This is a genomic window from uncultured Amaricoccus sp. (genome assembly GCF_937891315.1).
Lineage (GTDB): Bacteria > Pseudomonadota > Alphaproteobacteria > Rhodobacterales > Rhodobacteraceae > Amaricoccus.
In genome coordinates, this window is record NZ_CALAGI010000043.1 from 14,084 (window position 1) to 39,726 (window position 25,643).

30 protein-coding genes are annotated in these 25,643 nt (G+C 69.9%); 17 read left to right on the forward strand and 13 right to left on the reverse strand.

Going from position 1 to position 25,643, the window contains the following annotated elements; translation table 11 throughout:
* Positions 1-8 precede the first annotated feature (8 nt).
* Positions 9-1,418: a calcium-binding protein gene (locus Q0480_RS03335; protein WP_299130676.1), complete on the forward strand. Its 1,410-nt coding sequence runs from the start codon at positions 9-11 to the stop codon at positions 1,416-1,418.
* Between the two features lie 16 nt (positions 1,419-1,434).
* Here the strand turns inward: Q0480_RS03335 and Q0480_RS03340 are convergent, their stop codons facing one another.
* A complete protein-coding gene (locus tag Q0480_RS03340) occupies positions 1,435-1,932 on the reverse strand; it encodes a GNAT family N-acetyltransferase (RefSeq protein WP_299130679.1) in 498 nt (165 codons plus the stop codon).
* A gap of 83 nt (positions 1,933-2,015) precedes the next feature.
* Positions 2,016-2,843: a protein-disulfide reductase DsbD domain-containing protein gene (locus Q0480_RS03345; RefSeq protein ID WP_299130682.1), complete on the reverse strand. Its 828-nt coding sequence runs from the start codon at positions 2,841-2,843 to the stop codon at positions 2,016-2,018.
* Positions 2,844-3,036: 193 nt separating this feature from the next.
* Here Q0480_RS03345 and Q0480_RS03350 point away from each other — a divergent pair, with 193 nt between their 5' ends.
* On the forward strand, positions 3,037-3,612 hold the full coding sequence (locus Q0480_RS03350) for a YqgE/AlgH family protein (protein WP_299130685.1): 576 nt from the start codon (positions 3,037-3,039) through the stop codon (positions 3,610-3,612).
* Positions 3,613-3,618: 6 nt separating this feature from the next.
* On the opposite strand, the gene Q0480_RS03355 is transcribed toward Q0480_RS03350, so the two are convergent.
* Positions 3,619-4,599: an L-threonylcarbamoyladenylate synthase gene (locus tag Q0480_RS03355; RefSeq protein ID WP_299130766.1), complete on the reverse strand. Its 981-nt coding sequence runs from the start codon at positions 4,597-4,599 to the stop codon at positions 3,619-3,621.
* 158 nt (positions 4,600-4,757) lie between these two features.
* Here Q0480_RS03355 and Q0480_RS03360 point away from each other — a divergent pair, with 158 nt between their 5' ends.
* Positions 4,758-6,437, forward strand: a complete 1,680-nt coding sequence (locus Q0480_RS03360; RefSeq protein ID WP_299130688.1) for an acyl-CoA dehydrogenase — start codon at positions 4,758-4,760, stop codon at positions 6,435-6,437.
* Positions 6,438-6,443: 6 nt separating this feature from the next.
* On the opposite strand, the gene Q0480_RS03365 is transcribed toward Q0480_RS03360, so the two are convergent.
* From Q0480_RS03365 to murJ, 3 genes are all read right to left on the reverse strand, one after another.
* A complete protein-coding gene (locus tag Q0480_RS03365; protein ID WP_299130691.1) occupies positions 6,444-6,899 on the reverse strand; it encodes a universal stress protein in 456 nt (151 codons plus the stop codon).
* A gap of 562 nt (positions 6,900-7,461) precedes the next feature.
* A complete protein-coding gene (trpS, locus tag Q0480_RS03370) occupies positions 7,462-8,478 on the reverse strand; it encodes a tryptophan--tRNA ligase (RefSeq protein WP_299130693.1) in 1,017 nt (338 codons plus the stop codon).
* A 65-nt stretch (positions 8,479-8,543) separates the two neighbouring features.
* On the reverse strand, positions 8,544-10,124 hold the full coding sequence (murJ, locus tag Q0480_RS03375) for a murein biosynthesis integral membrane protein MurJ (protein ID WP_299130696.1): 1,581 nt from the start codon (positions 10,122-10,124) through the stop codon (positions 8,544-8,546).
* A gap of 174 nt (positions 10,125-10,298) precedes the next feature.
* Here murJ and Q0480_RS03380 point away from each other — a divergent pair, with 174 nt between their 5' ends.
* Positions 10,299-10,466, forward strand: a complete 168-nt coding sequence (locus Q0480_RS03380; protein ID WP_299130698.1) for a hypothetical protein — start codon at positions 10,299-10,301, stop codon at positions 10,464-10,466.
* On the forward strand, positions 10,463-10,678 hold the full coding sequence (locus tag Q0480_RS03385; protein WP_299130701.1) for a helix-turn-helix domain-containing protein: 216 nt from the start codon (positions 10,463-10,465) through the stop codon (positions 10,676-10,678). Before Q0480_RS03380 ends, Q0480_RS03385 begins: the two co-directional genes overlap by 4 nt.
* Positions 10,679-10,996: 318 nt before the next feature.
* Here Q0480_RS03385 and pgeF read toward each other — a convergent pair whose 3' ends face one another.
* Genes pgeF through lgt form a run of 3 tightly spaced genes read right to left on the reverse strand, consistent with a single transcriptional unit; the run spans position 10,997 to position 13,685 of the window.
* A complete protein-coding gene (gene pgeF / locus Q0480_RS03390; protein WP_299130704.1) occupies positions 10,997-11,752 on the reverse strand; it encodes a peptidoglycan editing factor PgeF in 756 nt (251 codons plus the stop codon).
* Positions 11,749-12,804, reverse strand: coding sequence for an SAM-dependent methyltransferase (locus Q0480_RS03395; RefSeq protein WP_299130707.1), 1,056 nt, complete (start codon positions 12,802-12,804; stop codon positions 11,749-11,751). The genes pgeF and Q0480_RS03395 overlap by 4 nt, the downstream gene beginning before the upstream one ends.
* On the reverse strand, positions 12,801-13,685 hold the full coding sequence (gene lgt / locus Q0480_RS03400; protein WP_299130710.1) for a prolipoprotein diacylglyceryl transferase: 885 nt from the start codon (positions 13,683-13,685) through the stop codon (positions 12,801-12,803). Before lgt ends, Q0480_RS03395 begins: the two co-directional genes overlap by 4 nt.
* A 136-nt stretch (positions 13,686-13,821) precedes the next feature.
* Here lgt and Q0480_RS03405 point away from each other — a divergent pair, with 136 nt between their 5' ends.
* From Q0480_RS03405 to Q0480_RS03435, 7 genes are all read left to right on the forward strand, one after another.
* Positions 13,822-14,853, forward strand: a complete 1,032-nt coding sequence (locus tag Q0480_RS03405) for an aldo/keto reductase (protein ID WP_299130712.1) — start codon at positions 13,822-13,824, stop codon at positions 14,851-14,853.
* Positions 14,854-14,949: 96 nt separating this feature from the next.
* On the forward strand, positions 14,950-15,204 hold the full coding sequence (locus tag Q0480_RS03410) for an accessory factor UbiK family protein (protein ID WP_299130714.1): 255 nt from the start codon (positions 14,950-14,952) through the stop codon (positions 15,202-15,204).
* A gap of 193 nt (positions 15,205-15,397) precedes the next feature.
* Positions 15,398-15,901 (forward strand): YbjN domain-containing protein, encoded by a 504-nt coding sequence (locus Q0480_RS03415; RefSeq protein ID WP_299130716.1) that lies wholly within the window; start codon positions 15,398-15,400, stop codon positions 15,899-15,901.
* A gap of 46 nt (positions 15,902-15,947) precedes the next feature.
* Positions 15,948-16,769 (forward strand): pyrroline-5-carboxylate reductase, encoded by an 822-nt coding sequence (gene proC, locus Q0480_RS03420; protein WP_299130718.1) that lies wholly within the window; start codon positions 15,948-15,950, stop codon positions 16,767-16,769.
* Positions 16,770-16,862: 93 nt separating this feature from the next.
* Positions 16,863-17,336, forward strand: a complete 474-nt coding sequence (locus Q0480_RS03425) for a phasin family protein (protein WP_299130720.1) — start codon at positions 16,863-16,865, stop codon at positions 17,334-17,336.
* A 116-nt stretch (positions 17,337-17,452) separates the two neighbouring features.
* Positions 17,453-17,791, forward strand: a complete 339-nt coding sequence (locus Q0480_RS03430; RefSeq protein ID WP_299130722.1) for a tRNA-binding protein — start codon at positions 17,453-17,455, stop codon at positions 17,789-17,791.
* A gap of 9 nt (positions 17,792-17,800) precedes the next feature.
* Positions 17,801-18,760: a D-glycerate dehydrogenase gene (locus Q0480_RS03435; RefSeq protein ID WP_299130724.1), complete on the forward strand. Its 960-nt coding sequence runs from the start codon at positions 17,801-17,803 to the stop codon at positions 18,758-18,760.
* A 334-nt stretch (positions 18,761-19,094) separates the two neighbouring features.
* On the opposite strand, the gene Q0480_RS03440 is transcribed toward Q0480_RS03435, so the two are convergent.
* Positions 19,095-20,708, reverse strand: coding sequence for a winged helix-turn-helix domain-containing protein (locus Q0480_RS03440; RefSeq protein WP_299130727.1), 1,614 nt, complete (start codon positions 20,706-20,708; stop codon positions 19,095-19,097).
* 312 nt (positions 20,709-21,020) lie between these two features.
* On the opposite strand from Q0480_RS03440, the gene Q0480_RS03445 reads away from it, so the two are divergent.
* The gene (locus Q0480_RS03445; protein ID WP_299130730.1) at positions 21,021-21,239 is read left to right on the forward strand and encodes a hypothetical protein; all 219 of its coding nucleotides are present in this window, start codon (positions 21,021-21,023) and stop codon (positions 21,237-21,239) included.
* Between the two features lie 123 nt (positions 21,240-21,362).
* Here the strand turns inward: Q0480_RS03445 and Q0480_RS03450 are convergent, their stop codons facing one another.
* On the reverse strand, positions 21,363-21,593 hold the full coding sequence (locus tag Q0480_RS03450; protein WP_299130733.1) for a DUF1150 family protein: 231 nt from the start codon (positions 21,591-21,593) through the stop codon (positions 21,363-21,365).
* A gap of 15 nt (positions 21,594-21,608) precedes the next feature.
* Positions 21,609-22,028: an Hsp20 family protein gene (locus Q0480_RS03455; protein ID WP_299130736.1), complete on the reverse strand. Its 420-nt coding sequence runs from the start codon at positions 22,026-22,028 to the stop codon at positions 21,609-21,611.
* A 154-nt stretch (positions 22,029-22,182) separates the two neighbouring features.
* Here Q0480_RS03455 and Q0480_RS03460 point away from each other — a divergent pair, with 154 nt between their 5' ends.
* Genes Q0480_RS03460 through Q0480_RS03470 form a run of 3 tightly spaced genes read left to right on the forward strand, consistent with a single transcriptional unit; the run spans position 22,183 to position 23,949 of the window.
* Positions 22,183-22,401: a DUF465 domain-containing protein gene (locus tag Q0480_RS03460; protein WP_299130739.1), complete on the forward strand. Its 219-nt coding sequence runs from the start codon at positions 22,183-22,185 to the stop codon at positions 22,399-22,401.
* Entirely contained in the window at positions 22,398-22,883 is a 486-nt protein-coding gene (gene purE, locus Q0480_RS03465) for a 5-(carboxyamino)imidazole ribonucleotide mutase (protein WP_299130742.1), read from the forward strand. The genes Q0480_RS03460 and purE overlap by 4 nt, the downstream gene beginning before the upstream one ends.
* Positions 22,873-23,949: a 5-(carboxyamino)imidazole ribonucleotide synthase gene (locus Q0480_RS03470; protein ID WP_299130745.1), complete on the forward strand. Its 1,077-nt coding sequence runs from the start codon at positions 22,873-22,875 to the stop codon at positions 23,947-23,949. Before purE ends, Q0480_RS03470 begins: the two co-directional genes overlap by 11 nt.
* Positions 23,950-24,076: 127 nt before the next feature.
* On the opposite strand, the gene Q0480_RS03475 is transcribed toward Q0480_RS03470, so the two are convergent.
* Positions 24,077-24,205 (reverse strand): hypothetical protein, encoded by a 129-nt coding sequence (locus Q0480_RS03475; protein ID WP_299130769.1) that lies wholly within the window; start codon positions 24,203-24,205, stop codon positions 24,077-24,079.
* A 171-nt stretch (positions 24,206-24,376) separates the two neighbouring features.
* On the opposite strand from Q0480_RS03475, the gene Q0480_RS03480 reads away from it, so the two are divergent.
* Positions 24,377-25,567: an RsmB/NOP family class I SAM-dependent RNA methyltransferase gene (locus Q0480_RS03480; protein ID WP_299130747.1), complete on the forward strand. Its 1,191-nt coding sequence runs from the start codon at positions 24,377-24,379 to the stop codon at positions 25,565-25,567.
* Positions 25,568-25,643 lie beyond the last annotated feature (76 nt).

A 25,643-nucleotide genomic window follows, 5' to 3' on the forward strand; every position in this document is an offset into this window, starting at 1 on the left:
GGTTGAAGATGGCCACGTTCACCGGAACCGACGAGTCCGAACTGTTCTCGTCAGCCGGGCTGTCGCCGACGGTGACCCCCGACCCCGCCGACGCCGTACCAGGAGACGAAGGCGACATCTATCGGCCGGGTGGTGGCGATGACACGGTCCTTGGCGGCGCGGGCAACGACACGATAGGCGGCTGGTTCGCCTCGGAGGCAGGCGCCGACGACCTGCGCGGCGGTCCTGGCGACGACACGCTCTATGGCGGCGACGACGCCGACGATCTCGATGGAGGCGATGGCGACGACGAATTGAACGGGGGCGCCGGGGACGACTATCTCAACGGCGGTGAGGGCGACGACGATCTCGATGGCGGCGGCGGCCAGGACGAGTTGAGCGGCGGCGCCGGGGACGACCGCCTGAGCGGAGGCGGCGGCCGGGACGAGTTGAGCGGCGGCGACGGCGACGACTATCTGAGTAGCGGCGGCGGGGTCATGCTGGGCGGACGGGGCCGGGACAGGATAACGATCACGACCGGCGGCGACGGCGTCGCTGGACGCAACTACGTCGATGGAGGAAACGGCTCCGACACCCTGAGCTTCTGGGAATCCGGCGGCGCCGTCGACCTGCGCGCCGGTTCGGCGAGCCTGTCCGGTACGACGTGGCAGATCGTGTCCATCGAGGCCGTCGATGCGAGTGACGACAGCAAAGTCTACGGCGACGGGCGCGCCAACGTGATCTCGGTCGGCGCCGGGTCAATCGCCTGGGGCTTCGGCGGCGACGACCGCCTTTCGACCTTTGGCGGCAAGCTGCGCGGCGGAGCGGGCGACGACCGCCTGACCGGCGGATCCGTCGCCGAGCAGTTGTTCGGCGATGGTGGCCGGGACCGGATCGACGGCGGGGGCGGCGAAGACCTGCTGTTCGGTGGTGCGGACAATGACAAGCTGTTCGGAGATGTCGGGAATGCCGGCGAGTTTGACAGCGGTGGGGATGTGCTGTTCGGCGGTGCAGGCGACGACTTGCTGGCCGGGAACGGAAAGTCGGACGAACTCTATGGCGGCGCGGGCCGCGATCGGTTCGTCTTCCATGACGTGCGCGACTCGAGCACCGTGCGCCCGGACAAGATCCTCGGCGGCGCGCCGGAGGGCGGTTCGTCGGCGGGCTCGGTGGCCGAGGCGTTCGAAGGCGCGGGACGGGGGCGTGGCGATCTCATCGACCTGCGGGGTATAGACGCGCGCGAGAGCAGTGTGTTCAGCGACCAGGCCTTCCGCTTCGACGAGCGGACGGAAGGCGGTCTCTGGCTCCGGGACGACGGCGACGTGACCGTGGTGCGCGGCAATGTCGATGACGACAAGGGGGCCGAGTTCCTGTTGCGCATCGAGGACGGCGCGGCGACCTCGGCCGCGGACTACACGGCGGCGGACTTCCTGCTCTGACGCCTCGGATCGGGGGTCACGGCCAGCGGTAGCCGATCTTCTCCAGGTCGCGCCCGCCGATGCGATCGCGCGCGCGCGCCCATTCCGCGCCACCCATCGCCGCGTAGAAGCGTCGCGCGGCGGTGTTCTCGGCCAGCGCCCAGACGCGCAGTCCGGGCAGGCCGTGATCCGCGAGCCGCGCGCGGGCGTCGAGGAACAGCCGGCGCCCGAGGCCGATGCCCTGGTAGGCCGGCCGCAGGTAGAGCTCGTAGATCTCCCCGGTTCGCTCCGCCCGATCGCTTCCGCGCGCGCGGCCGAGCGTCGCATAGCCGGCCAGCGCGCCATCGAACTCGACGACCAAGGCCCGCGCGCCGGCGCCGTGCAGGCGCCGCCACCAGGAGGGGCCGCGCGCCGCGATCATCCGCTCGAGCGCGACGCCCGGGATGATCCCCGCGTAGGCATGCCGCCAGGCCGCGCCATGCAGGTCGGCCAGCGCGCCCGCGTCGTCGGCGCCCGACCAACGGGTTCTGGTCATGTCTTCGGGCACCGCGCGCGGCATGGGTCGAACTCCGCCACCCCTATCGTGGCCCACTATGGTAGCCGGTCATGGCGATCGCGTCATCCCGGCGCGGCGCAGCCCCGGATATCGACCGTTCCGGCGGAATCGACCAGGGTCAGCCGCAGCCCGCCGCGATCGAGCACCGCCGCGCCGCCGGCCGCGGGTTCCAGCGGCGCGCGCGAGGTGATGGTGCGTCCGACCGTCTCGCTGACCGGCGGGCCGATCCAGACGCCGGGCAGGCCGGATTCTATGACCACGATCTGGCCCGGCTCCGGCTCGGGCTGACGGCCGAAGGTCACTTTCGTGGTAAGTTCATAGCCCTTCTCAGCCGGCGCGAGCGCGCAAGTGACGGTGGTGACCCCCGCCTCCTTGGCGCTGCGCGGCCGTTCGGCGAGCGCGGCCTTGATCCGCTCGGCGGCCGCGGGGGCGGCATCGGGGGCGAGATGCCCGGTCAGCCGTGCCTCGGCCGGCACGCAGATGTCGCGGCAGACCCCGAAGAACAGGTCGAGCGAGAGATCAATCGGCTGGTCCGCCGCCGTCGGCGTCAACAGGATCGGCAAGACGAGTTGCCCGGCATAGCCGATCCCGGGCAACCCCGCGTTGTCGAAGATCACCGGCCGCGGCCATTCGTAGGTGACAGAGGCGAGGTTGCGCGACTGCGACCATTCGAACTCCGGCGGGATGCCGACCGCGCCGGGCACCCGCCAATAGGTGTGCCAGCCGGGCGCGAGCGTGATCTCGATCGCTGCCATCCGCGAGCCGTCGGGCTGGCGCCACCCGTCGAGCAGCGCGACGCGGGCGAGCCCCTGCGCCGCGATGACCGGCTCGTCGGCCAGGGCGGGCTGGGCCGCGATGACGGCGGCGAGAAAGCGGAGGAGACGGCGCATGACCCTCAGAGCAATTCCACGTCGTCCCCAACGGCGATAGGAGAAAAACCGCCCGCGTACGTCACAATGCGGCGAGCGTGGCGCGATTGTCGCCCGGCGCGGGCCAGTCGCCGCGCTGGCCCGTCCGGCGTCACGGGCGGCGCGCGCCAGCCGTCGGCTTGTAATCCGCGGCGAACCGGACCATCTTCCGCCGATGCGCGCGCCGGATCCCCACTTTCTCGTCGGCCAGCTTCTGATCGCGATGCCCGGCATGGGAGATCAGCGGTTTGAGCGGACGGTGATCTTTCTCTGCGCGCATTCCGTCGAGGGGGCGATGGGGCTGATCGTGAACAAGCCCGCGCCGGAGCTGCGGTTCGCCGACCTGCTGGAGCAGCTGAAGATCCCCGCCGGCGTCTCCGGCATGTCGGAGACACGGGTGCATTTCGGCGGGCCGGTCGAGCACGGCCGCGGCTTTGTCCTGCATTCGGCGGACTACGACATCGACGGCGCGAGCCTGAAGGTCAGCCCGGATTTCGCCATGACGGCGACGGTCGAGGTGCTGCGCGATATTGCCAAGGGCGCGGGGCCGGAGCGGGCGCTGCTGGCCCTCGGTTATTCCGGCTGGGGTCCGGGTCAGCTCGAATCGGAGATCCAGGCGAACGGCTGGCTGACCGCGGCCGCCGAGCCCGATCTCGTCTTCGGCCAGCGCGATGCCCGCAAATGGGAGGCCGCGCTCCGCTCGCTCTCGATCGATCCTCGCCTCCTCTCCGCCGAGGGCGGCCGGGCCTGAGGGCGGTCAGTCCGGCAGGGTCTCGGCTGGCCAGGGCTCGCCCGGGCGGGGGGCGGCGGCGCGGCGCAGGCGGTCGTTGATGGCGAGACCGAGGCCGGTCATCGGGACCGGCGCCACCGCGATCCGCGTGACGCCGGTGCGGGTCGCGATCGTGTCCGCCTCGCGCAGGAAGGCGAAGAGATTGGCCGCCGCCTCGACGAGATCGCCGCTTGGCGAGAGATTGAGCCCGGGGCGCAACGCCGCGATCGGGCCGAAGCCGAGCCATACCTCCGCCGGTCCCGGCCCCGTCGCCTCGAGGCGCAGGCCGGCGCGCGGCGCGTAGTGCGAGAGCAGCTGGCCCGGCGCGTTCACATGCCGCAAGGCCCGGGTGTCGAGCGGCGCGCCGAGCACCGTCTCGATCACGCCGAGATCGAGCCCGCCGGGGCGGAGCAGAATGCCGGTGTCGCCGTCGAATCCGATGATGGTGGATTCAAGACCCACCTGGCAGGCGCCGCCGTCGAGCACCGCCGAGATCCGTCCGCCGAGTCCGTCGAGCACATGGTCCGCCCGGGTCGGGCTGACCGCGCCCGACGGATTGGCCGAGGGCGCGGCAAGCGGCCCGCCGAATTCGCGCAGCAGCTGGCCCGCGAGATCATGCGCCGGTATCCGCAACGCCACGGTATCGAGGCCGGACGTGGCGAGGTCGGAGAGCCCGGCGTCGCGCCGCTTGCCGAGCACGAGGGTCAGCGGTCCGGGCCAGAGCGCCTCGGCGAGCCGGCGGGCCGGTGGGGGGAAGAACGCGATCTCCTCCGCCATGTCGAAATCCGCGACATGGACGATCAGCGGGTTGAAGGTCGGCCGCCCCTTGGCCGCGAAGACCCGCGCGACCGCCGTGTCGCTGCGCGCATCGGCGCCAAGCCCGTAGACGGTCTCGGTCGGGAAGGCGACGAGCACATCCGCGCGCAGGAACTCGACGGCCGAGCGAATGCCGCTCGGGCTGTCGGGCAGGGTCACGGTGGTTCGGTTGGTCAAGGCGCGCTACCCGTGTCCTGCTTGTCCCCCGGCGGACCCCACTCTAGACTGGGATGCCCAAGGCAAGGGTCTAGCCGCATCCCGCGCGGCCATAAAGCCGCAAATGCCGAGCGCCGCCATCTGGAGGAAACCCGATGTCCTATCGCGCCCCCGTCGCCGAGATGCGGTTCGTCATGGACCGGGTGCTGGGCGCCGGACGGCTCGCCACGACCGAGCGCTTCGCCGAGGCCTCGCCCGAGACCATCGACGCCATCCTGGGCGAGGCGGCGAAGCTGAGCGAGGATGTGCTGGCACCCTTGCGCCGGGCGGGCGACCTGGAGCCGGCGCGGCTCGAAAACGGGGTGGTGCGGGCGACGCCGGGTTTCGCGGCCGCCTATCGCGCCATCGCCGACGGTGGTTGGGTCGGGATGACGGCCGCGCCGGAGCATGGCGGAATGGGCCTGCCCGTGACCCTGCTCACCTGCGTCAACGAGATGATGGCGAGCGCCAACATGGCACTGTCGCTCTGCCCGCTGCTGTCGCTCGGCCAGATCGAGGCGCTGAGCGCGCATGGCGACGCGGCGCTGAAGGCGCTTTATCTGCCGCGGCTGGTGGCCGGGGACTGGACCGGCACCATGAACCTGACCGAGCCGCAGGCGGGCTCGGACGTCGGCGCGGTGCGCACCCGGGCCGAGCCGACGGGCGACGGCGCCTACGCGGTCAGCGGCACGAAGATCTTCATCTCCTGGGGCGACCACGACATCGCGGAGAACATCTGCCATCTGGTGCTCGCCCGCCTGCCCGGCGCGGCGGCGGGGACCAAGGGCATCTCGCTCTTCCTGGTGCCGAAGTTCCTGCCCGACGCCGAGGGGCGGCCGGGCGCCGCCAACGGCGCGCGGGCGGTGTCGATCGAGCACAAGATGGGGCTGCACGGCAGCCCGACCTGCGTGATGGAGTTCGAGGGCGCGCGGGGCTGGATGGTCGGCGCGCCGGGTGGCGGCATGGCGGCGATGTTCACCATGATGAACAACGCCCGGCTCGGGGTCGGCGTCGAGGGCCTCGCGCAGGCCGAGGCGGCGTATCAGGCCGCGCTCGCCTTCGCCGGCGAGCGCCGGCAGGGGCGGACGCCGCTGCCCGGGGTCGAGACGATCCTCGGCCACGCGGACGTGCGGCGGATGCTCGCCACCATGGCGGCGCTGACCGCGACGGCGCGGGCGATCTGCCTCGACTGCGCCCTGTCGCTCGATCTGGCCGCGGCGGGCGAGGGGGCGGACTGGTCGGCGCGGGCGGCGTTCCTGACGCCGATCGCCAAGGCCTTCGGCACCGACACCGGCTGCGAGGTCGCGGCGCTCGCCACCCAGGTCTTCGGCGGCATGGGCTATGTCGAGGAGACGGGCGTGGCGCAATACTACCGCGACGTGCGCGTGACCGCGATCTACGAAGGCACCAACGGCATCCAGGCGATGGACATGGTCGGGCGCAAGTTGACGGACGGCGGCGCGGCGGCGCGCGCGCTGCTGGCCGCGGTCGCCGAGACGGCGGCCGCCGCCGGTGCGAAGGGCACGGCGCTGGCGCGCGCGGCGGCGGAGGTCGGGCGGGCGACGGACTGGATGGCGGCGGCGGAGCCAAACGACCGTTTCGCCGGCGCGTCGCCCTATCTGCGGGCCTTCGCCCTGACCCTCGGCGGTCACTATCTGCTGAAAGCCGCGCTCGCCGATCCGACCCGCGAGCCGCTGGCGCTGTTCCACCTGCGCCAGCTTCTGCCGCAGGCCGGGGCCCTCTGCGCCGCCGCCACCGAAGGCGCGGCGCCGCTCTATGCGATCGCGATGGCTTGAGCGGGATCAGGTGACGGCGATGATTTCCTCGGTGGTCATCGCGCCGGGAACGATGGTGATCGGGACATGCATCTCGCTCATCCGCCGGCCGGTCAGGGCGGCGACCAGCGGATCCGGGCCCTTCTCGGCGCCGGCTCCGAGTACCAGCACGCCGATCTCCGGATCCGATTTCACATGGGCGATCACTTCCTCGATCTTGTCGCCCTCGCGGATGGCGAGGGTCGGCGTGACGCCCTCGCGCTTCTCCATCCGGCTCTTGAAGATCTGGAAATGCGCCTCGATCTTCTCGCGCGCCTCGGCGCGCATGACGTCGGCGACGCCCATGAAGACCTGGAATTCCTCCGGTGAGACAATCGCCAGCATCTCGACTCCGCCGCCGGTCTTGGACGCGCGGATCGCGGCGTAGCGCATCGCGTTCAGCATCTCGGGCGTGTCGTCGAGAATGATCAGGAACTTGCGCAAGATGGTCCCCCGGACGTGTTCGGGGGGATCATTGGGGATGGGGAGGGAATGTGCAACCGGGTTGGGGGAAGGACGGGAGTTGAGGCAAGACGAGTGCCTTGCGTCGCACAGGGACGACACGGACGCCACCCGCACGCGACCTGCGACTAGGTCGCGTTGGTATGCCTATGGGCCGGCAAATGATCGATTACCGTTTGCTGCACGTCCGGCTCCCGGAAGTAGTAAATACGCAAGCAGCGCATCGGATTATGACGGTTTCCACCGTTCTTCACGGGTTGATAGACTTCATGGCGTCGGCCTTGCCAAATCGTCTCGTATGTGTCTCCACCGCGATACGCGTTAAAAACTCCTTACGGGATGGGTTCATCTTTGGTGCTCCCTCCTCCCCAGAGAACGGGAAAGGGTCAGAGTGAATTTTTGGTATTGGGAACAAGTATATGGTGAAAAATGAACCCCGTTCCAGTCACGCTGTATGGGTCAACCGGAAAATGCCAGCGGCGGAAACGTGTTTTGGCGCGGGCGTGGGTTCGCGGACCCTCCGTGGTCCATGCAATGCCGGCCCCTACCGCCCCGCCAGCCCGACGATCTCATAGGTCCGCGCCACGATCGGCGTCGCGATCGCGTTCGCCCGCTCCGCGCCGGCGGCGAGCAGGCGGTCGATTTCCGCCGGGTCGGCCATCAACTCGCCCATCCGCGCGCTGATCGGCGACAGATGGGCGACGGCGAGATCGGCCAGCGCCGGCTTGAAGTCCGAGAAGGCGCGGCCGGCGAAGGCGGCGACCACCTGGTCCGGCGTCTCGCCGGCGAGCGCGGCGTAGATGCTGACGAGATTGCGCGCCTCCGGTCGCCCGGCGAGGCCGGCGTAGGTCTCGGGCAGGGGTTCGGCATCGGTGCGGGCCTTGCGGATCTTTGTCGCGATCGCGTCGGCGTCGTCGGTCAGGTTGATCCGGCTCATGTCCGACGGGTCGGACTTCGACATCTTCTTGGTGCCGTCGCGCAAGGACATGACGCGGGTGGCGACGCCCTCGATCACCGGCTCGGTGATCGGGAAGAAATCCGTGCCATAGTCGTGGTTGAACTTCATCGCGATGTCGCGGGTTAACTCGATATGCTGTTTCTGGTCCTCGCCGACGGGCACGTGGGTGGCGTGATAGAGCAGGATGTCGGCGGCCATCAGCGCCGGATAGGCGAGCAGGCCGAGCGAGGAGTTTTCCGCGTTCTTGCCCGCCTTGTCCTTGAACTGGCTCATCCGGTACATCCAGCCGATACGGGCGACGCAGTTGAAGATCCAGGCGAGCTGCGCATGGCCGGGCACGGCCGACTGGGCGAAGAGAATCGACTTTTCCGGGTCGATGCCGCTCGCGATATAGGCGGCGGCGAGTTCGCGCGTGGCGTTGCGCAGTTTGGCCGGATCCTGCCAGACCGTGATCGCGTGCAGATCGACGATGCAATAGAGCGTCTCGTGGCTCACCTGCATCTCGGCGAAGCGCCGCAGCGCGCCGAGATAGTTGCCGAGCGTGAGATTGCCCGACGGCTGGATGCCGGAAAAGACGCGGGGCTGGAACCTGGCCTCGGCCATGGCGGGATCTCCGGGAGGCGGATGAATGGGGCGCCTTATCGCCGCTCCGCCGGCGCGCGTCAACGTCACCCGCCGCGCCGCATCGCCGCGCGCGCGTCGGCGAGGCGCAGCGCCCCGGTGGCGAGCACGGCGAGGCCGTAGCTCGCCATCCCGGCGAGAACGAGCAGGACAAGCGCCGGATAGCGCAGCGTCGGGGTGACGAGCCAGTCGCCAAGCAGATGCTCGGCGCCGATCAGCGCGGCGGTCATCACGAGGCAGGAGATCAGCAGCCGCGGCATCGCCCGGGCGAGGCGGGCGTCGATCGCCGCCGCCCCGTCCATGCCGCGGGTGCCGAGCCAGAGCTGCGCGAGCATGGTCCAGCCGGCGATGGTGGTGCCGAGCGCCGCGGCCGAGAAGCCGATGAGGGGCGAGAGGCCGAGGGCGATGACCGCGTTCACGATCATCGCGTGGACGGCGAAGCGGAAGGGCGAGCGGGTATCCTCGCGCGCGTAATAGACCGGCGAGATCACCTTCTGCATGACGAAGGCGGGCAGGCCCGCGCCGTAGATCGCGACTGCGAGCGCCGTCGGCCAGGTGTCGGCCGGATCGAAGGCGCCGCGCTGAAAGAGCACGGCGACGATGGGAACCGGGATCACCATCAGCGCGAAGGCGGCGGGCAGGGTCAAGGCGAGGGTGAATTCGGTGGCGCGGTTGATTGCGTCGCGTCCACCCTGGACGTCGCCCGCCTTCAATCGTCGCGAGAGATCGGGCAGCAGCACGACGCCGATCGCGATGCCGACGACGCCGAGTGGCAGCTGGTAGAGTCGGTCGGCATAGGAGAGCCAGGCGACCGCGCCGTCGAAGAACGAACCGACCTGCCGGCCGACGAGCAGATTGATCTGCACCACGCCCCCGGCGAGCAGGGCCGGGGTCGCGACCACCGCGAGCCGGCGCATCTCGGGTGTAAGGCGCGGCCAGCGCGGCCGGACCGGGAAGCCGATCCGCGCGCAGCCCCACCAGACGAGCGCGAGCTGTGCGACGCCGGCGACCGGCACCGACCAGATCTGCCAGAGGCCGATATTTCCGTCCGTCCAGTCGCCGATCAGCAGGAAGGCGATCATCACGACGTTCATCAGGATCGGCGCCGCCGCCGCCAGAGCGAAGCGGCCGAACGAGTTCAGCACACCGGACAGGAGCGCGGTCAGGGAGATGAAGAGGATATAGGGGAAGGCGATCCGCCCGTGCTCCACCGAGAGCGTGAAACGCTCGTCCCCGGCGAAGCCGCTCGCCATCGCGAGCACCAGCCACGGCATCAGCAGCTGGCCGATCAGCACGAAGACGATGAGCACGCTTCCAAGCCCGGACAGCGCGTCGCGGGCGAATTCCTCGGCATCCTCGCCCGCTTCGAGCTTCTTGGCGAACATCGGCACGAAGGCGAGGTTGAACGCGCCCTCGGCGAAGAAGCGGCGGAACATGTTCGGCAGGGTGAAGGCGATGAGGAATGCCTGCGCCACCGGCCCGGTGCCGAGATAGGCGGCCATCATGATGTCGCGCGCGAGCCCGAGCACGCGGCTGATCAGTGTCCAGGAGCCGACCGCGAGGAACGCGGGCAGCAGCCGGATGCCGCGCCCCGGCGCCGGGGCGGCTGGTTTCGGGGCGAGCGTCATGGCGCGGGTGGTGGCAGATCAACGCGGAATTGGCAATGCCGCCCGCCGGCTCGACGCGCGGCTCCCGCCCGGTCGTAACTCCAACTTGACTCCGGCCTTGAAAAGTAGCGCCGTTGGCGCTATTTTCGAAGATGTCGAAGGGCAATGAAGCCCGCCAGCCACTGGAGGAGCGACATGACCCAGGCCGAGCAGAACATCGCCGACGACAAGATGCGTGCCGAGATCGCGAAGCTTCTTGCAGAGACGAAGCAGATAAGCCTCAACACCTTCCTTGCTCCGTTCCTCGCCGCTGCCGGCGTAATGGGTGCCACGGCGGCCTTGGTGAAGATCTTCCTCGGATGAGTCCGGAGGAGTTCAAGGACGCCCGGCACGAGCTGGGCCTTACCCAGTCGGAGCTCGGGGCTATCCTCGACACGGCACCCCAGACGATCCGCAAATGGGAAATGGCCGGCGAGCGCTCCACCGCGCGCAGCGTCAATCCGGTGGCGGCCCGCGCCATGAACTGGTTCCTCTCCGGCTTCAGGCCACCCGAGTGGCCGGATAGGCAGCCATGAAGGATGCTCGGCGCGAATATTAATGTTCGCGAGCAGTGTCGCGGCCGGCGATCTCAGCTATCGCTTTTGCGTTCAGATTTCAGGGTGTTGCGGGGTCCTGCGCCCGCGATGACTTCGCAGGTGTGTCCCACCACACGGAATGCGTCACCTTTGGCGGGGCCCTTCGTCCTGCCCGACAGGAATTCTGCCAATATGAAACTGGAAGGTGGCACAGGGGCGGCGTGATCTCACAGGGCTTCCGGCGCACTGGAGGGCTGAGCCCCGGGTCAGCGAAGGGGTGAGGAGGGCGCGCGCCGCGTGGCGGCGGGGGGCGGCGCGTCAGAGTCGGATGACGGAGATCAGGCGGCCGTAGTCGGGCTCGCCGGCGTGGGTGGCGCGGCGAAAGGAGAAATAGCGGACTTCGTCGGAATAGGTGCAATGGCCTATCCATTCCGCCTCGATGCCCGCGGCGCGCAGGCGGCCGAGTGCGAAGCCCGGAAGGTCGAAGAGCAGCCGGTCGCCGCGGCCGGGGACGAAGAAGCGCTCGTAGCCCGCCTCCTCGGCGCGGAAGCGGTCGAAGAACTCGGGCCCGACTTCATAGGCGCGCTGACTGATCGTCGGTCCGATGGCGGCGCGGATGTCCTCGCGCCGGGCGCCGAGGGCGATCATCTTCTCGACCGTCGCCTCGATCACCCCCTCGAGCGCGCCCCGCCAGCCGGCGTGCGCCGCGCCGATCACCCCCGCGGCGCCATCACGAAAGAGGATCGGCGCGCAATCCGCCGTCAGGATGCCGATCCCGAGGCCGGGTTCGCGGGTCACCGCCGCGTCGGCCTCGGGCCGCTCGCTCCACGCCTCGCCGTCCACCACCACCACCACTGTCGAATGTATCTGACGGAGGGACAGCAGGCGCTCCGGCGGCACACCCATGGCCGAGGCGACACGCGCCCGGTTCATTGTCACCACCTCGTTCTGGTCGGCGGAGCCGGGGCCGCAGTTCAGCCCGCGAAAGACACCGGAGGAGGCGCCGCCCTTGCGGGTGAAGAAGGCATGCCGCGAGCCCGCCAGCAGGTCGGAGGTGATGATTTCCAAGCTCATGACGCGAATCCCGGTGGCACGGGCGCCGCGCTCGGCGCGAGCGCGACGGCCTTGAAGACCTCTCCCATTTCCGCCGGGTGGGTCAAGCGGCGATGCGCCGCGACGATCTCGGCCGCCGCCGCCGGATGGCGGGTGGCCAGGAGCCGGGCGCGCGCGCCGATCCCCAGCCGCTCGAGCAGCGTGCCCTGCGGGACGGCGCCATGGGCGCGCGCCGGCGAGACCTCGGCCAGCGCGCGGAACCGCACATGCGCGGTCAGGTCCGCCGCGCCCGGTTCGGCCAGCGGATCGGCCGGGGCATGGCCCCTGACCGCCTGGAACGTGTCGCCGGTCCCGTCCCAGGCGCCATAATCGAGGATCAGCGCCGCGCCTCCCGCCTTGGCGATCCGCGCGCCGATGCGCGCCGCCACCGCCTCGCCCGCCGCCGAGACTTCGACGATCGCGCCGTCGGGAACCGCCGCGAACCGCGCGTCGAGCGCCGCGTCGCCGCGAGGCGCGTCCCAGAGGAAGTGGAGCGCGCCGTCTTCCCGGGCGCCGATCAGGCGTTCGCGCCAGAGCGCGTCGGTGCGCTGGAACTGGCGGATCGGCAGGGCGTCGAAGAATTCGTTGGCGACGAGAAACAGCGGACCATCCGGCAGCTCCTGATCGGAGTCGGTCCAGCGCGCGCCCGGCAGCAGGTCCGCCTGCCGGGCGCGGAGGGCGGGGCTGGTTTCCACCAGCCAGAGCTCGGCCGCCGCGAGAAACCCCGGCATCCCGCGCGCGGCGCGCAAGGCGTCGCGCATCAGCGTGCCCCGACCCGGCCCAAGCTCGGCCAGCACGAAGCGCTCCGGCCGCCCCTGATCATCCCAGACCTGGGCCAGCCACGCGCCGATCAACTCGCCGAACATCTGGCTGATCTCGGGCGCGGTCACGAAATCGCCGGCGGCGCCGAGGGGGTCGCGGGTCGCGTAGTAGCCGAGTTGGGGATGGCCGAGGCAGAGCGCCATGTAGGCGTCGAGGCCGATCGGACCCCGGGCGGCGATCCGCTCCGCGATCAGCCGCCCCAGCGGGGTCACGTCCGGCGCCCGGACCAGACGACGAGGGCGAGGCCGGCGACCAGCATTGGCAGCGAGAGGGCCTGACCCATGCTCAGCCCCCATTCGCCGCCGAGCCGGATCACATGGCCATGGGGATTCCCCGGTCCGACGAACTGGCCGTCGGCCTGGCGGAACTGCTCGACGATGATCCGCGCCGCGCCGTAGCCGACCAGGAAGAGGCCGATCATCCGCCCGGGCCGTGCCAACGCGCCTCGGCGGATCGCCCAATGGAGCAGGAGGAAGAGAAGAACGCCTTCGAGTCCGGCTTCGTAGAGCTGCGAGGGATGGCGGGCGCAGGCGCCGACCCAGCCTTCTGGACAGGTGCTCGCGGCGTCGCCTGGAAAGACCACCGCCCAGGGCACGGTGGAGGGCCGGCCCCAGAGCTCGGCGTTGATGAAATTCGCGAGCCGTCCGAAGAAGAGGCCGATCGGCGCCGCCGCCGCCACCGCGTCGCCGACCCGCGCCACCGGCAGGCCGTTGCGCAGAGAGAAACCGAGCACTCCGACGGCCACGCCGAGAAAGCCGCCGTGGAACGACATGCCGCCGCGCCAGACCGCGAGGATTTCGGCCGGGTTCGCGAGGTAATAGGCGGGCTGGTAGAACAGGGTATAGCCGAGCCGCCCGCCGAGGATCACGCCGAGCACCATCCAGGTGAGGAGGTCGTCGGTCTGTTCGGGCCGCATCGGCGCGGTTCCGCCCCAGAGCGCCGGCCGCGCGCAAAGCCCGGCGACATAGCGCCAGCCGATCAGCAGTCCGGCGATATAGGCGAGCGCGTACCAGCGGATCGCGAGCTCGACGCCGAAGAGGTTGAAGCCCACCAGCACCGGGTCGATGTCGGGGAACGGCAGGACGTAGGGCATCGCGGCTCCGGGACCTGGAACGGGGCGGGCCTTGGATGCGGGCGGGCGTCCGTGAAGTCAACCCGGGGCGCGCGAGCCTCCTTGAAACCGGGTGGTCGGCATGCTGCACTGCCGCCAACGCGGGGAGAAGCAAACGATGGAATACAGGACTCTCGGCCGGTCGGGGCTTCGCGTGTCGGCGATCACCATGGGCACCATGACCTTCGGCGGCGGCGCTTTCTTCGACAAGGTCGGCAGCAGCGGCGTCGCGGAGGCGCGGCGCCAGGTCGACCTCTGCCTCGACGCGGGGGTCAATCTCTTCGACACCGCGGACGTCTATTCCAAGGGCCTCGCGGAGGAGATCCTCGGCGAGGCGCTCGGTCCGAAGCGCGTCGATGTGCTGATCGCCTCGAAGGTGCGGTTCACCATGGGACCGGGGCAGAACGACGTCGGCCTGTCGCGGTATCACATCCAGCGCGCGGTCGAGGCTTCGCTGCGGCGGCTGCGGACCGATGTCATCGACATCCTCTATCTGCACGAGTGGGACGGGCTGACCCCGTTGGAGGAGACCCTGTCGGCGCTCGACAGCCTCGTCGCCCAGGGCAAGGTCCGCTATGTCGGGGCCTCGAACTATTCGGCCTGGCATCTGATGAAGGGGCTGGCGGTCGCCGAGGCGCGAAGCTATCCGCGGTTCGTCACGCAGCAGATCCACTATTCGCTCGAGGCGCGCGAGGCCGAGTACGAACTGGTGCCGATCGCGATCAGCGAGGGCGTCGGCATCCTGGTCTGGAGCCCGCTGGCCGGTGGTCTCCTGTCCGGAAAGTACGGACCGGACACGCCCTCGGCGCGGCAGGTCGCGGGCTGGACCGAGCCGCCGATCCGCGACGTGCCCCGGCTCTGGCGTATCGTCGAGGCCTTGCGGCGGATCGGGGCGGAGCGCGGCGTGTCGGCGGCGCGGATCGCGCTCGCCTGGCTGCTCGGCCGGCCCGGGGTCAGCTCGCTCGTTGTCGGCGGGCGCGACGAGGCGCAGTTCCGCGACAGCCTCGGCGCCGTCGAGATCACGCTGACGGCGGAGGAGCGCGGCGGTCTCGACGCGATCAGCGCGCCGCCGGTGATCTATCCCTACTGGCACCAGAACCAGTCGGCCGCGTCACGCTTCGGACCGGCCGACTTCCGCGGCGCTCCCTGAAACGGGTCCGGGGCGGCGGCCATCTTGGCAAGGCGGCGGCGCGGGGCCATATCGAGACGCATGTCCGGGGCAAGGCGCCCCGCAGGGAGACGCCAGATGCAGACGCGCAACAAGATCCTCGACGACCTGAGCCAGCTGATGACCAACGCCGTCGGCGTGGCGCACGGGGCGAAGGCCGAGGCCGAGACCGCGATGAAGAACATGATGGACCGCTGGCTCGCGGACCGGAATTTCGTGACCCGCGAGGAATTCGACGCGGTGCGCGCCATGGCCCAGAAGGCGCGCGAGGAGAACGAGACGCTGCGCGCGCGGCTGGACGCGCTGGAGGCGACGGGGAAGGGAAACGGCTGACGAGGGGCGCGGCTTGCGCGCGCGGCGGGCCGGTTTGCCGTAAACGAACGTTAACAAAATTTGACTTTACAGACCCCCCCGGTTGACCCACCATATCTTGTAGATCAGCGGTTTCGGCGGTTGATCTATTGTTAACCTCACAGCCCCCGCGCGGGGTCTTGCCCCGCCGGCGGCCAAACCAGAGGCACCGGGTATGGGCATTGTCGAGCGTGATTTTGACTGCGAGGAAATCCACCCCATCGATATCGTGGAAACCCTGGCCGAGGAGCGGTCGTGGGATTTCGATCGCGTCGCCGAAGACCAGATCGCCATGGCCGTCGAAGGGACCTGGAGGACCTATTCCGTGACGCTCGCCTGGTCCGCCCAGGACGAATCGCTCCGCCTGATCTGCGCCTTCGAGATGGCCTCGCCGACCAGGCGGCTGGGCGCGCTCTACAAGGTCATGGCGCTGGCCAACGACCGGTGCTGGTCCGGCGCCTTCACGCTCTGGACCGATCAGAAGATGATGGCCTATCGCTACAGCCTCAATCTCGCCGGGGGCGCGATCGCGAGCTCGGCGCAGATCAACGACATGGTGCGCGACTCGGTGCTGGCCGCCGAGCGATTCTATCCGGCCTTCCAGCTGGTCGCCGCGGGCGGCGAAACGCCGGAGAAGGCGCTTGGCATCGCCATGACCGAAGCCTACGGTCGGGCCTGACCACCGGCCCCCTTTCCGCGCCGCGGGGCCGGAAAGGGGGCGTTCCATGGATATCTCAGGGATTTCATCGCGCGGTCTCGTGCTGCTCGGCTGTGGCAAGATGGGCTCGGCGCTGCTCGAGGGCTGGCTGGCCAAGGGGGTGCCGCCGGCCGCCTTCACCGTGATCGAGCCGAAGCCCGCGGCGCGACTCGTCGCGCTCGAAGCCGAGGGGCTGCGGCTCAACACGGCGCCGCCAGTCTCGCCCGCCGTCGCCGTGCTGGCGGTCAAGCCGCAGATGATGGGCGACGCGCTGCCGGTGCTCGCCGCGCTCGGCGGCGGGGCGACGCTCTTTCTCTCGATCGCCGCCGGAACGCCTATCGCGGCCTTCGAGGCGGTGCTCGGGGCCGGTACGCCGATCGTGCGCGCGATGCCGAACACGCCGGCGGCGGTCGGGCGCGGCATCACGGCCCTGGTCGGCGGCGCCGCGGTCGACGCGGAGGGGATGGCGCTGGCCGAGAGCCTGATGAGCGCGGTCGGCCAGACGCTTCGGCTTGACGACGAGGAGCAGATGGACGCGGTGACGGCGGTGTCCGGCTCCGGTCCGGCCTATGTCTTCCTGCTGATCGAGGCTCTGGCGGCGGCCGGCGTGGCCGAGGGCCTGCCGGAGGAGATGGCGATGCGCCTCGCCCGTGCTACTGTGGGCGGCGCGGGACTGCTGGCCGAGACCTCGGCCGAGAGCCCTGCGCAATTGCGGATCAATGTCACCAGTCCGGCGGGCACGACCGCCGCTGGCCTGGCGGTGTTGATGCGCGAGGAAGACGGACTGCCCGCGCTGATGCGGGAGGCCGTCGCCGCCGCCGCCGCCCGTGGCCGCGCGCTTCGCGGCTAGTTTTGCTGCACTGCAACATAGCACCTTGACATCCATGTTGCGGTGCAGCATATGAGGACCATCACGACCCAAACCAAACCGAGGAGACACCCGATGTTCGATCCCAAGACTTTCGCTTTCGATCCCGAGAAGCTGACCGAATTCTTCAAGCAGAACGACTTCACCAAGCAGTTCGCCAACTTCAAGCTGCCCGGCTTCGACGCCGAGGCGCTGATGGGCACGCAGAAGAAGAACATGGACGCCCTGGTCGAGGCCAACAAGGCCGCCGCCGCCGGTTACCAGGATCTGTTCAAGAAGCAGGTCGCGATCTTCGAAGAGACCATGGCCGAGGCGCAGAAGCATCTGAAGTCCTTCGACACCACCAAGCTCGACGCCGAGACCGCCAGTGCGCAGGCCGAGTTGGCGAAGGCCGCCTTCGAGAAGGCGCTCGCCAACATGCAGGCGCTCGCCGAGTCGGCTCAGAAGGCCAATGCCGGCGCCTACGAGATCGTGGCGGCCCGCATCCAGGAAAGCGTCGCCGAACTGCGCGATCTGGCTGCCAAAGCGACCAAGTCGCTCAAGGGCTGAGTCAAGGTCCGGCGCGACCCGGACTTTTCGGCGGAATTTCTGGAAACCGCTTGCCCCTCGGGGGCGGGCGGTTTTTCTGTTGCGCGACCGGCATTCACGACCGGACGGGGACGCGCATGGACGAGATCGATTTCGAGACATTCCTCAAGGTCGACGTCCGCGTCGGCGCCGTGGTCCGGGCGGAGCCCTTCCCCGAGGCGCGGAAGCCGGCGATCAAGCTCTGGATCGATTTCGGACCCGAGATCGGCCAGCGCAAGTCCTCTGCCCAGATCACCCGACACTATGCGCCGGAGACCCTGGTCGGGCGGCGGGTGCTGGCCGTCGTCAACTTTCCACCGCGCCAGATCGGGCCGTTTCGCTCCGAGGTGCTGGTGCTCGGCCTGCCCGACGAAGACGGAGAAATCGTGCTGATCGCGCCTGAGCGGGACGTTCCGCTCGGCGGTCGGCTTCATTAGGAGGCGCCGATGACCGCGACCATCGTGGTGACCCGCAAGCTGCCCGACGCCGTCGAGGCGCGGCTGCGCGAGAATTTCTCCGTGATGCTCAATCCCGAGGATGCGCCCTTCACGCCCGCTCGGCTTGCCGGGGCGCTGCGCGAGGCCGACGGCGTGCTCTGCGCGGTCAATGATATCGTGACACCGGAGGTGCTGGGGGCCGAGGGGCGACGGGCGGCGATCCTCGCGAACTTCGGCGTCGGGGTGAACAATATCGACCTCGCAGCGGCGAAGGCGGCCGGGGTGATCGTCACCAACACGCCCGGCGTGCTGACCGATGCGACCGCCGACCTGGCGCTGGCACTGATCCTCGCATCGACGCGGCGAATGTCGGAGACCGAGGCGCTGCTGCGCCGGGGCGAGTGGGACGGATTCCGGCCGACCGCCTGGCTCGGGACGGGCCTCCAGGGAAAGACGCTCGGCATCGTCGGCATGGGTCGGATCGGGCAGGCGACGGCCCGGCGCGCCTGCCTCGGCTTCGGCATGAAGGTGATCTATTTCAACCGTTCGCCGGTCGGGCCTTTCGACTTTCCGGCCGAGGCGCGCGACGGCGTCGAGGCGGTGATGGCCGAGGCGGACGTGGTGTCGCTGCATATCCCCGGCGGCGTGGAAAACCGCGGGCGAATCTCGGCGGCGCTGATCGCGGCGATGAAACCGACGGCCTATCTCGTGAATACCGCCCGCGGCGACGTGATCGACGAGCCGGCTTTGGTCGCGGCGCTGGCGGCCGGCCGGATCGCCGGGGCCGGGCTCGACGTTTTCGCCGAGGAGCCGAAGGTGCCGCCGGCGCTGCTCGACATCCCGGGCGTGACCCTGCTGCCGCATATCGGCAGCGCGACGCTGGAGACCCGGACGGCGATGGGAATGCTGGCGGCGGACAATCTCATCGCCCATTTCTCCGGCCAACCCCTTCCGTCGCGGGTGGTGTAGGCCCAGGCGCCGCGTCCCGGACGGGGGGCTCCCGCGGGCTTCGCCCTTGGGCCCGGCTCCGGCTGACGCCGGAGCGTCGGAGCGGCCTGTTGGCCGCGAGTCGGTTTTCTCCCCGCCCTTTGGCGGGGCCCCTTGTCCTGCCCGATAGGAATTCTGCCAATATGAAACTGGAAGAAGCCGAGCGGCGCCGTGGTCCCGCGGGGCTTCCGACGCACTGGAGGGCTGAGCCCCGGGTCAGCGAGGGGCGCGATATGGACGGCGGAGGGTTGCCGGACCCGGGCACGCGACGAGGCCGGCCGACGACGGGACGGACTGGAATGGATTTGGCGTTGGATCATTTCGGCAGGCCGGCGGCGGCGAGGGCGGCGGTCTCGCCGTCGAGGATGGCCGGATCGCTGTAGAAGGACCCCTCGCGCCAGAGCGTCTGGGTGAAGTCGGGGTCGATGGCGAGCGCCTCGCGGACCCGCGCGCGGGCCTTCTCCAGGTTGCCCAGCTGGACCTGGGCGATCGCGGCGCTGAGGCGCATATACGGCCACAGGTCGTCCAGTTGCGCGAACTCCGCGATCGCCTCCTCCGACTTTCCCATCAGGCGGTGGAGGTTGGCGCGATTGGCCAGATTGTTGTCCCATCGCGATGGATCGCGCGCCAGCGCAAGATCGAGCCATTGGAGCGCCGTGTCATAGTCGCCGTCGGCGAGCAGGACGTCGGTCAGCGAATTGAGCACCCTGGCGTCGTAAGGCGCCATGGCGACCGTGTCATGCGCCGCCTGAACCGCGCCGGAGAAGTCGCCGCGCTGCATCCGGACATAGGCGCTCAGCCAGAGCGCGGAGCGCCGAGCCTCCGGGGAAAGATCGGGCCTGGCGAGGACTTCGCTCGCCGCGTCGCCGGCGGCGGCGAAGTCGGCGGCCATGTCGTCGCTCCAGAACTGCCAGGCGGATGTCCAGTGATACCAGCCGAGCTTGGCGCGGATCAGGGCGGAGTCCGGATATTTCCGGAGCCCCTCTTCCCAGATGCGCGCGGCGTGATCGAGCTGCTCCTTGTCCTCGGCGTCGATATAAATCGCGAGGCCGCGCAGCATGTAGTCGTATTCACCGAGGTCGAGCGTGTCCTTGCCCCAGGCCGCGCGGTATTGCGCGCGCTTCAGCTGGCCGCGCTCGCCGGTGAGGGAGGCGAGGATCTGGCCGGTGACCTCGTCCTGCAAAGCGGCGGGGTCGGTTCCGGCGCGATCGTAGCGCTCGGCCCAGACATGCTCGCCGGTCTTCGCGTCGTCCAGCTGGGCGATGATGCGCAGACGGTCGCCTTCGCGCCGGACGCTGCCCTCGAGCACATATCCGACGCCGAGCTCGGCGCCGATCCGGCGCACATCGACGGGCTGATCGGCGTAGGCGAAGGAGGAGTTGCGCGCGATGACCAGCACGTCGGGTGAACGGGCCAGCATGGCGATGATGTCCTCGGCGACGCCATCGCCGAGATAGGCGAGGTCGCCGCCGGCGCTCATGTCGTCGAAGGGGAGCACGGCGATCGATGCCGGTTGCGCCGGCGCGGGATTTCCGGGATTTCCCCGAGTCCAGATCGCCCCCGCCAGTGCGATCGCCAGCGCGGCGACGACCGCCACGATGCCCGGACGGACCAGTCCGCGGACGGCGGGGCGGGGCGATGGCGCCTCATTCTCCGGCGGCGGATCGAGGCGGTAGCCGCGCCGGGGCACGGTCTTGAGCAGGGTCTGGTTCTCGTCACGCAGCACGCGCCGAATGTCACGCACGCATTGCACCAGGCTGTCATCGGTGACCGCCGCGCCGTTCCAGACGGCGACCGAAAGCTCTTCCTTGCCCACCACCGCGCCGGGACGCTCGGCGAGGTAGCGCAGCACGGCGAAGGACTGGGCGCGAAGCGGGATTTCCAGGCCGACGCGATCGGTCAGCCGGCCGGCGACGAAATCAACCCGCACTCCGTTCGCGGTGAAATCATGCGCGATCATGGCCGGCCGGGGTGGCCGATGACTGGGTCGCTGGATTGGATCCGGCCGCCGTCCACCATGAGTGATCCCATCAGAATACCGGGACAGAGCGCGTTCTAATGGAAAAGACTACCGCGATTTTCGGGTCCGGAACAGCGGGATCGCGGTTTTCGTCCAAATTTCGTCGCCTGAAATCCGGGTTTCAGGACTTCGGATGGGCCTACGACTAAGGTCGGAAGGCTCACGGCCATTTGATCCCGAATCCAGAGCCCGAATCCAGAGCCCGAATCCAGAGAGCGAATCATGATGATCGAGCTTGTCATCGCCGCCTGTCTCGGCACGTCCGATTGCCGGGACTTTCGCCTGCTCTACAGCGTCTACGATGTGTCGCTGATGACCTGCATGGTCGCGGGCCAACCCGAGGTCGCGCGCTGGTCGGGCGAACATCCGGGCTGGGAAATCCGCCGCTGGCACTGCGGTCTGACAGATATTCGCGGGGATACTCGCGAGGCCGAACTCTGACGCGAAAGCCGTTCCGGCGGGACCGGGCCCTCCGCTCCAGCCTGTTGATTTGTCGCGCTATCCTGGCCACCAGACGATCCCGTCTGGTGGGATATTGCCCTGGCCGCGGCCCCGCGAGGCCGGTCAGTGCACGCTGACCGGCGAGTATTCGTTCTGCCGGGCGACGACGAAGGCCCGGTCGCGGTCGGCCACCAGCGCCAGCACTTCGCCGCTCGGCGCGTGGATCGCATAGAGATGATCCATGCCGGCCGCCTGGGCCTGGATGGCCTCGGGCAGGTCCGTGAGCTTTACCGAGCGGACATAGACGATCCGGTTCGGCGTCTCGTCGGCGGCAAGGGAAGGAAAATCGGTCATTTCTGCCTCCTGAATTCAGCGTTTCTTGCCATTGATGGCGATGGCGCGGACGGTTACCTCCGGCTCGGCCCGCGCCAGGTCGACATGCAGCAGCCCGTTCTCGAGCGCGGCGCCGGTCACCTCGACGCCATCGGCCAGCACGAATCCGCGCTGGAACTGGCGCGCGGCGATCCCGCGATGCAGGAATACCCGGTTCTCGCCGTCCTCGGTCTGCTGGCCGCGGATCACCAGCTGGTTGTTCTCGAGGGTGATCGCCAGCTCTGACTCGGCGAAACCCGCCACCGCGAGAGTGACGCGATAGGCGGCCGCGCCTCGCTGCTCGATATTGTAGGGCGGATAGCCGTCGTTGCCAGCCTTGGCGGTGCGCTCCACCAGCCGGTCAAGCTGCTCGAAGCCGAGCAGATACGGGTGGGAGGCGAATGTGACCTTTGTCATCCTGTGCAAGTCCTCGCGAAAAGCGACTTAGCGCGACGTCCCGTTCCGGCGGCGCCGCTCCCGGAATAGATTGGGGTCGAAAGCGCGAAAAACAAGGGATCCGGGCCGGTTCGGGGGGCTAGGCGGGGCTCGGGACGGGCGCTATACCCGTGCGATGACCAAGCCACCGACCATGTCGCGCGAGGAGATGCTCCGCGTTACGCTGGAGCTGCTTCTGCGCGAGCATCGCGATCTCGACGACGCCATCGCGGCGCTTGACCAGGCGGGCCGGGCGGATCCGCTGACCGTGCGTCGGCTGAAGAAGCGCAAGCTGATGCTGAAGGACCAGATCGCGCGGATCGCGGACGAGATCACGCCGGACATCATCGCATGAGCGCGCTGGTCGGGATCGTGATGGGCAGCCAGTCGGACTGGGAGACGATGCGCGGCGCGGCCGAATTGCTCGGGGCGCTGGGCGTGCCGCACGAGGCGCGGATTGTCTCGGCGCACCGGACACCGGACCGGCTGTTTTCCTATGCCGAAGCCGCGGCCGGGCGGGGGATCAGGGTGGTGATCGCCGGCGCGGGCGGCGCCGCGCATCTGCCGGGGATGCTGGCGGCCAAGACCTGGCTGCCGGTGCTCGGCGTGCCGGTGCGGTCGCAGGCATTGTCGGGGATGGATTCGCTGCTGTCGATCGTGCAGATGCCGAAAGGCGTGCCGGTCGGGACGCTCGCCATCGGCGCGGCGGGCGCGGTGAACGCCGGGCTGCTCGCCGCGGCGATCCTGGCGCTGACCGACGCGGATCTCGCCGCGCGGCTCGGGGCGTGGCGGGCGGCGCAGACCGAGGCGGTGGCCGAGGTGCCGGATGGCGCCTGAGGTCGGGGCACCCAAGCCGGGCGCGGTCATCGGCATTCTCGGCGGTGGACAGCTCGGGCGGATGCTGGCGCTCGCCGCGGCCCGGCTCGGGGCGCGCTGCCACGTGTTCGAGCCGGCCGCGGACCCTTGCGCCGGGCCGGTGGTCGAGGCGGTGGTACGCGCCGGTTATGACGATGTCGCGGCGCTGCGGACCTTCGCGGCCGGGGTCGATGTGGTGACCTACGAGTTCGAGAATGTGGCACTCGCGGCGGTGGATGTGATCGCGGATCTGGTACCGATCCGGCCCGGGCGGCGGGCGCTGGAGGTGGCGCGGGACCGGATCGCCGAGAAGGATTTCCTGAGCGGGATCGGGCTCGCGGTCGCGCCGTACGCGGCGGTGAACGGACTTGGCGATCTCGGGGCGGCGCTCACCCGGATCGGTGCGCCGGCGATCCTGAAGACGCGGCGCCTGGGGTATGACGGCAAGGGTCAGGCACGGATCGCCGACCCCGCGGACGCGGCGACGGCCTGGGAGGCGGTCGGCGCGGCGCCCTCGGTGCTGGAGGGTTTCGTCGCCTTCGAGCGCGAGATCTCGGTGATCGCGGCGCGGGGGATCGATGGCGCGGTCGTGGCCTTCGATCCGGGCGAGAATGTGCATCGGGCGGGGATTCTCCACACCACGACGGTACCGGCCCGGATCGGGGCCGGCACGGCGCAGGACGCGGTGCTGATCGCCGGGCGGATCCTGAACGCGCTCGACTATGTCGGGGTGATCGGGGTCGAGCTCTTCGTGACGGCGGGGGGCGGGCTCGTCGTCAACGAGATCGCGCCCCGGGTGCATAATTCCGGCCACTGGACACAGGACGGCTGTCTGATCGACCAGTTCGAGCAGCATGTCCGGGCGATCCTCGGCTGGCCGCTCGGTGACGGGGCGCGCCATTCGGACGCGGTGATGACGAACCTGCTGGGCGACGAGGTACTCGCGGCGCCGTCGCTCACCGGCGCGGCCCTGCATCTCTACGGCAAGGCCGAGGCGCGGCCGGGCCGCAAGATGGGGCATGTGACGCGGATCAGCGCGCGGACCTGACCGCGGGCGGGTGACCGGTCGCACCTAGAGCGGGGTCTGATCCGGCAGAGCCGGCTCGTCTGCTCTAGAGTCTTGATTTGGCGCAATATCTTAGCCACCAGACGATTCCGTCTGGTTGGATATTGCTCTAGGCGCAGGCGGATTCCTTGCCGAAATGGCGGGTCAGCGGATGGCAGACCACGGCACGGTGCTTGCTCCGGTTCGCGTGGCCGCGGGCGATCGCCACCTTGGTCAGCGGCGCCATGTCCGGCTCCACGCCGCGTTTTTCCCTGAGATCGGCGGCCTGGACCGCGATCAGGTCATCCTTCTTGCCCGTGTCGTTCCCTCCTGCGCGTGTTCGAAGCGCGGCGCGGGGCGAAACTGCTCCGCGGTGGCGGGGGGCGCCAGCGGCTTGCCAGGGGCGGCGTTCGCGGGCAATAGACCGGCCATGACGCCCGGCGCCCGCCTTTCCGCCGCCATCGAGCTGCTCGACGCCGTGATCGCCGGCGAGCCCGCCGAGCGGGCGCTGACCCGCTGGGCGCGGGCAAGCCGCTTCGCCGGATCGAAGGACCGGGCGGCGGTGCGCGATCTGGTGTTCGATGCCTTGCGCCGGCGCCGGTCGCTCGGCTGGCTCGGCGGCGGCGATACCGGGCGGGCGCTGGTCCTGGCGCTGGCGGCGCGGGACGGGACCGAGGATCTGTTCACCGGCGCGGGCTACGATCCGGCGCCGCCGACTCCGGTGGAACGGGAAAGCCTGGCGCGCGATCTCGCCGCGGCGCCGGAGGGCATCCGGCTCGACTTTCCCGATTTCCTCGGGCCGGATTTGCACGCGGCGCTGGGCGAGGATTTCGAAGTGGTGCTCGGCGCCATGCGGACGCGGGCGCCGGTCGATCTGCGGGTCAATACGCTGAAGACCAACGCCGACGCGGCGACCGTGGTGCTGGCGCGGGACGGGGTGCGGGTCGCGTCGCAGCCGCTCGCCGGACATGCCTTGCGGGTGCTGGAGAATCCGCGGCTGGTCGCGGCGAGCCGGGCCTACAGTCAGGGCATGGTCGAGTTGCAGGACGTCTCGAGCCAGTATGTCGCCGAGAGCGCCGGGGCGCGGCCGGGGATGACCGTGCTCGACTTCTGCGCGGGGGGCGGCGGCAAGACGCTGGCGCTCGCCGCCGCCATGCAGGGACGGGGGCGGCTGATGGCCTGGGACGCCAATCCCCGGCGCATGGCGGACTTGCCGGAGCGCGCCCGCCGCGCCGGGGCCGAGGCGCGGGTGCTGAGCGATGACGAGCGTGAGCGGCTGGGCGCGGTCTGCGATCTGGTGCTGGTCGACGCGCCCTGTTCCGGCACCGGCGCCTGGCGCCGCAAGCCGGAGGGCAAGTGGCGGCTGACGCCCGAGGAACTCGCCGGCTACCCGCCGCTGCAGGATGCGATCCTCGATACGGCGGCGGCGCATGTCCGGCCCGGCGGCCTGCTGGTCTATGCCACCTGCTCGCTGCTCAGGTCCGAGAACGAGGAGCGCGCGGCCGCCTTCGCCGCGCGGCATCCGGACTGGGCGCCGGACGGTGCGCGGCGGCTGAGCCCGATCGACGGCGGCGACGGCTTCTTCATGGCGCGGTTCCGCGCGCCGAAGCCGAGGAAGTAGCGCAGGGCAGGCCCCGGCGCCGACCGAAGTCGCGCCGGGCCCCGTGACTAGCGTATCGCGCGAATTCAGATCGCGT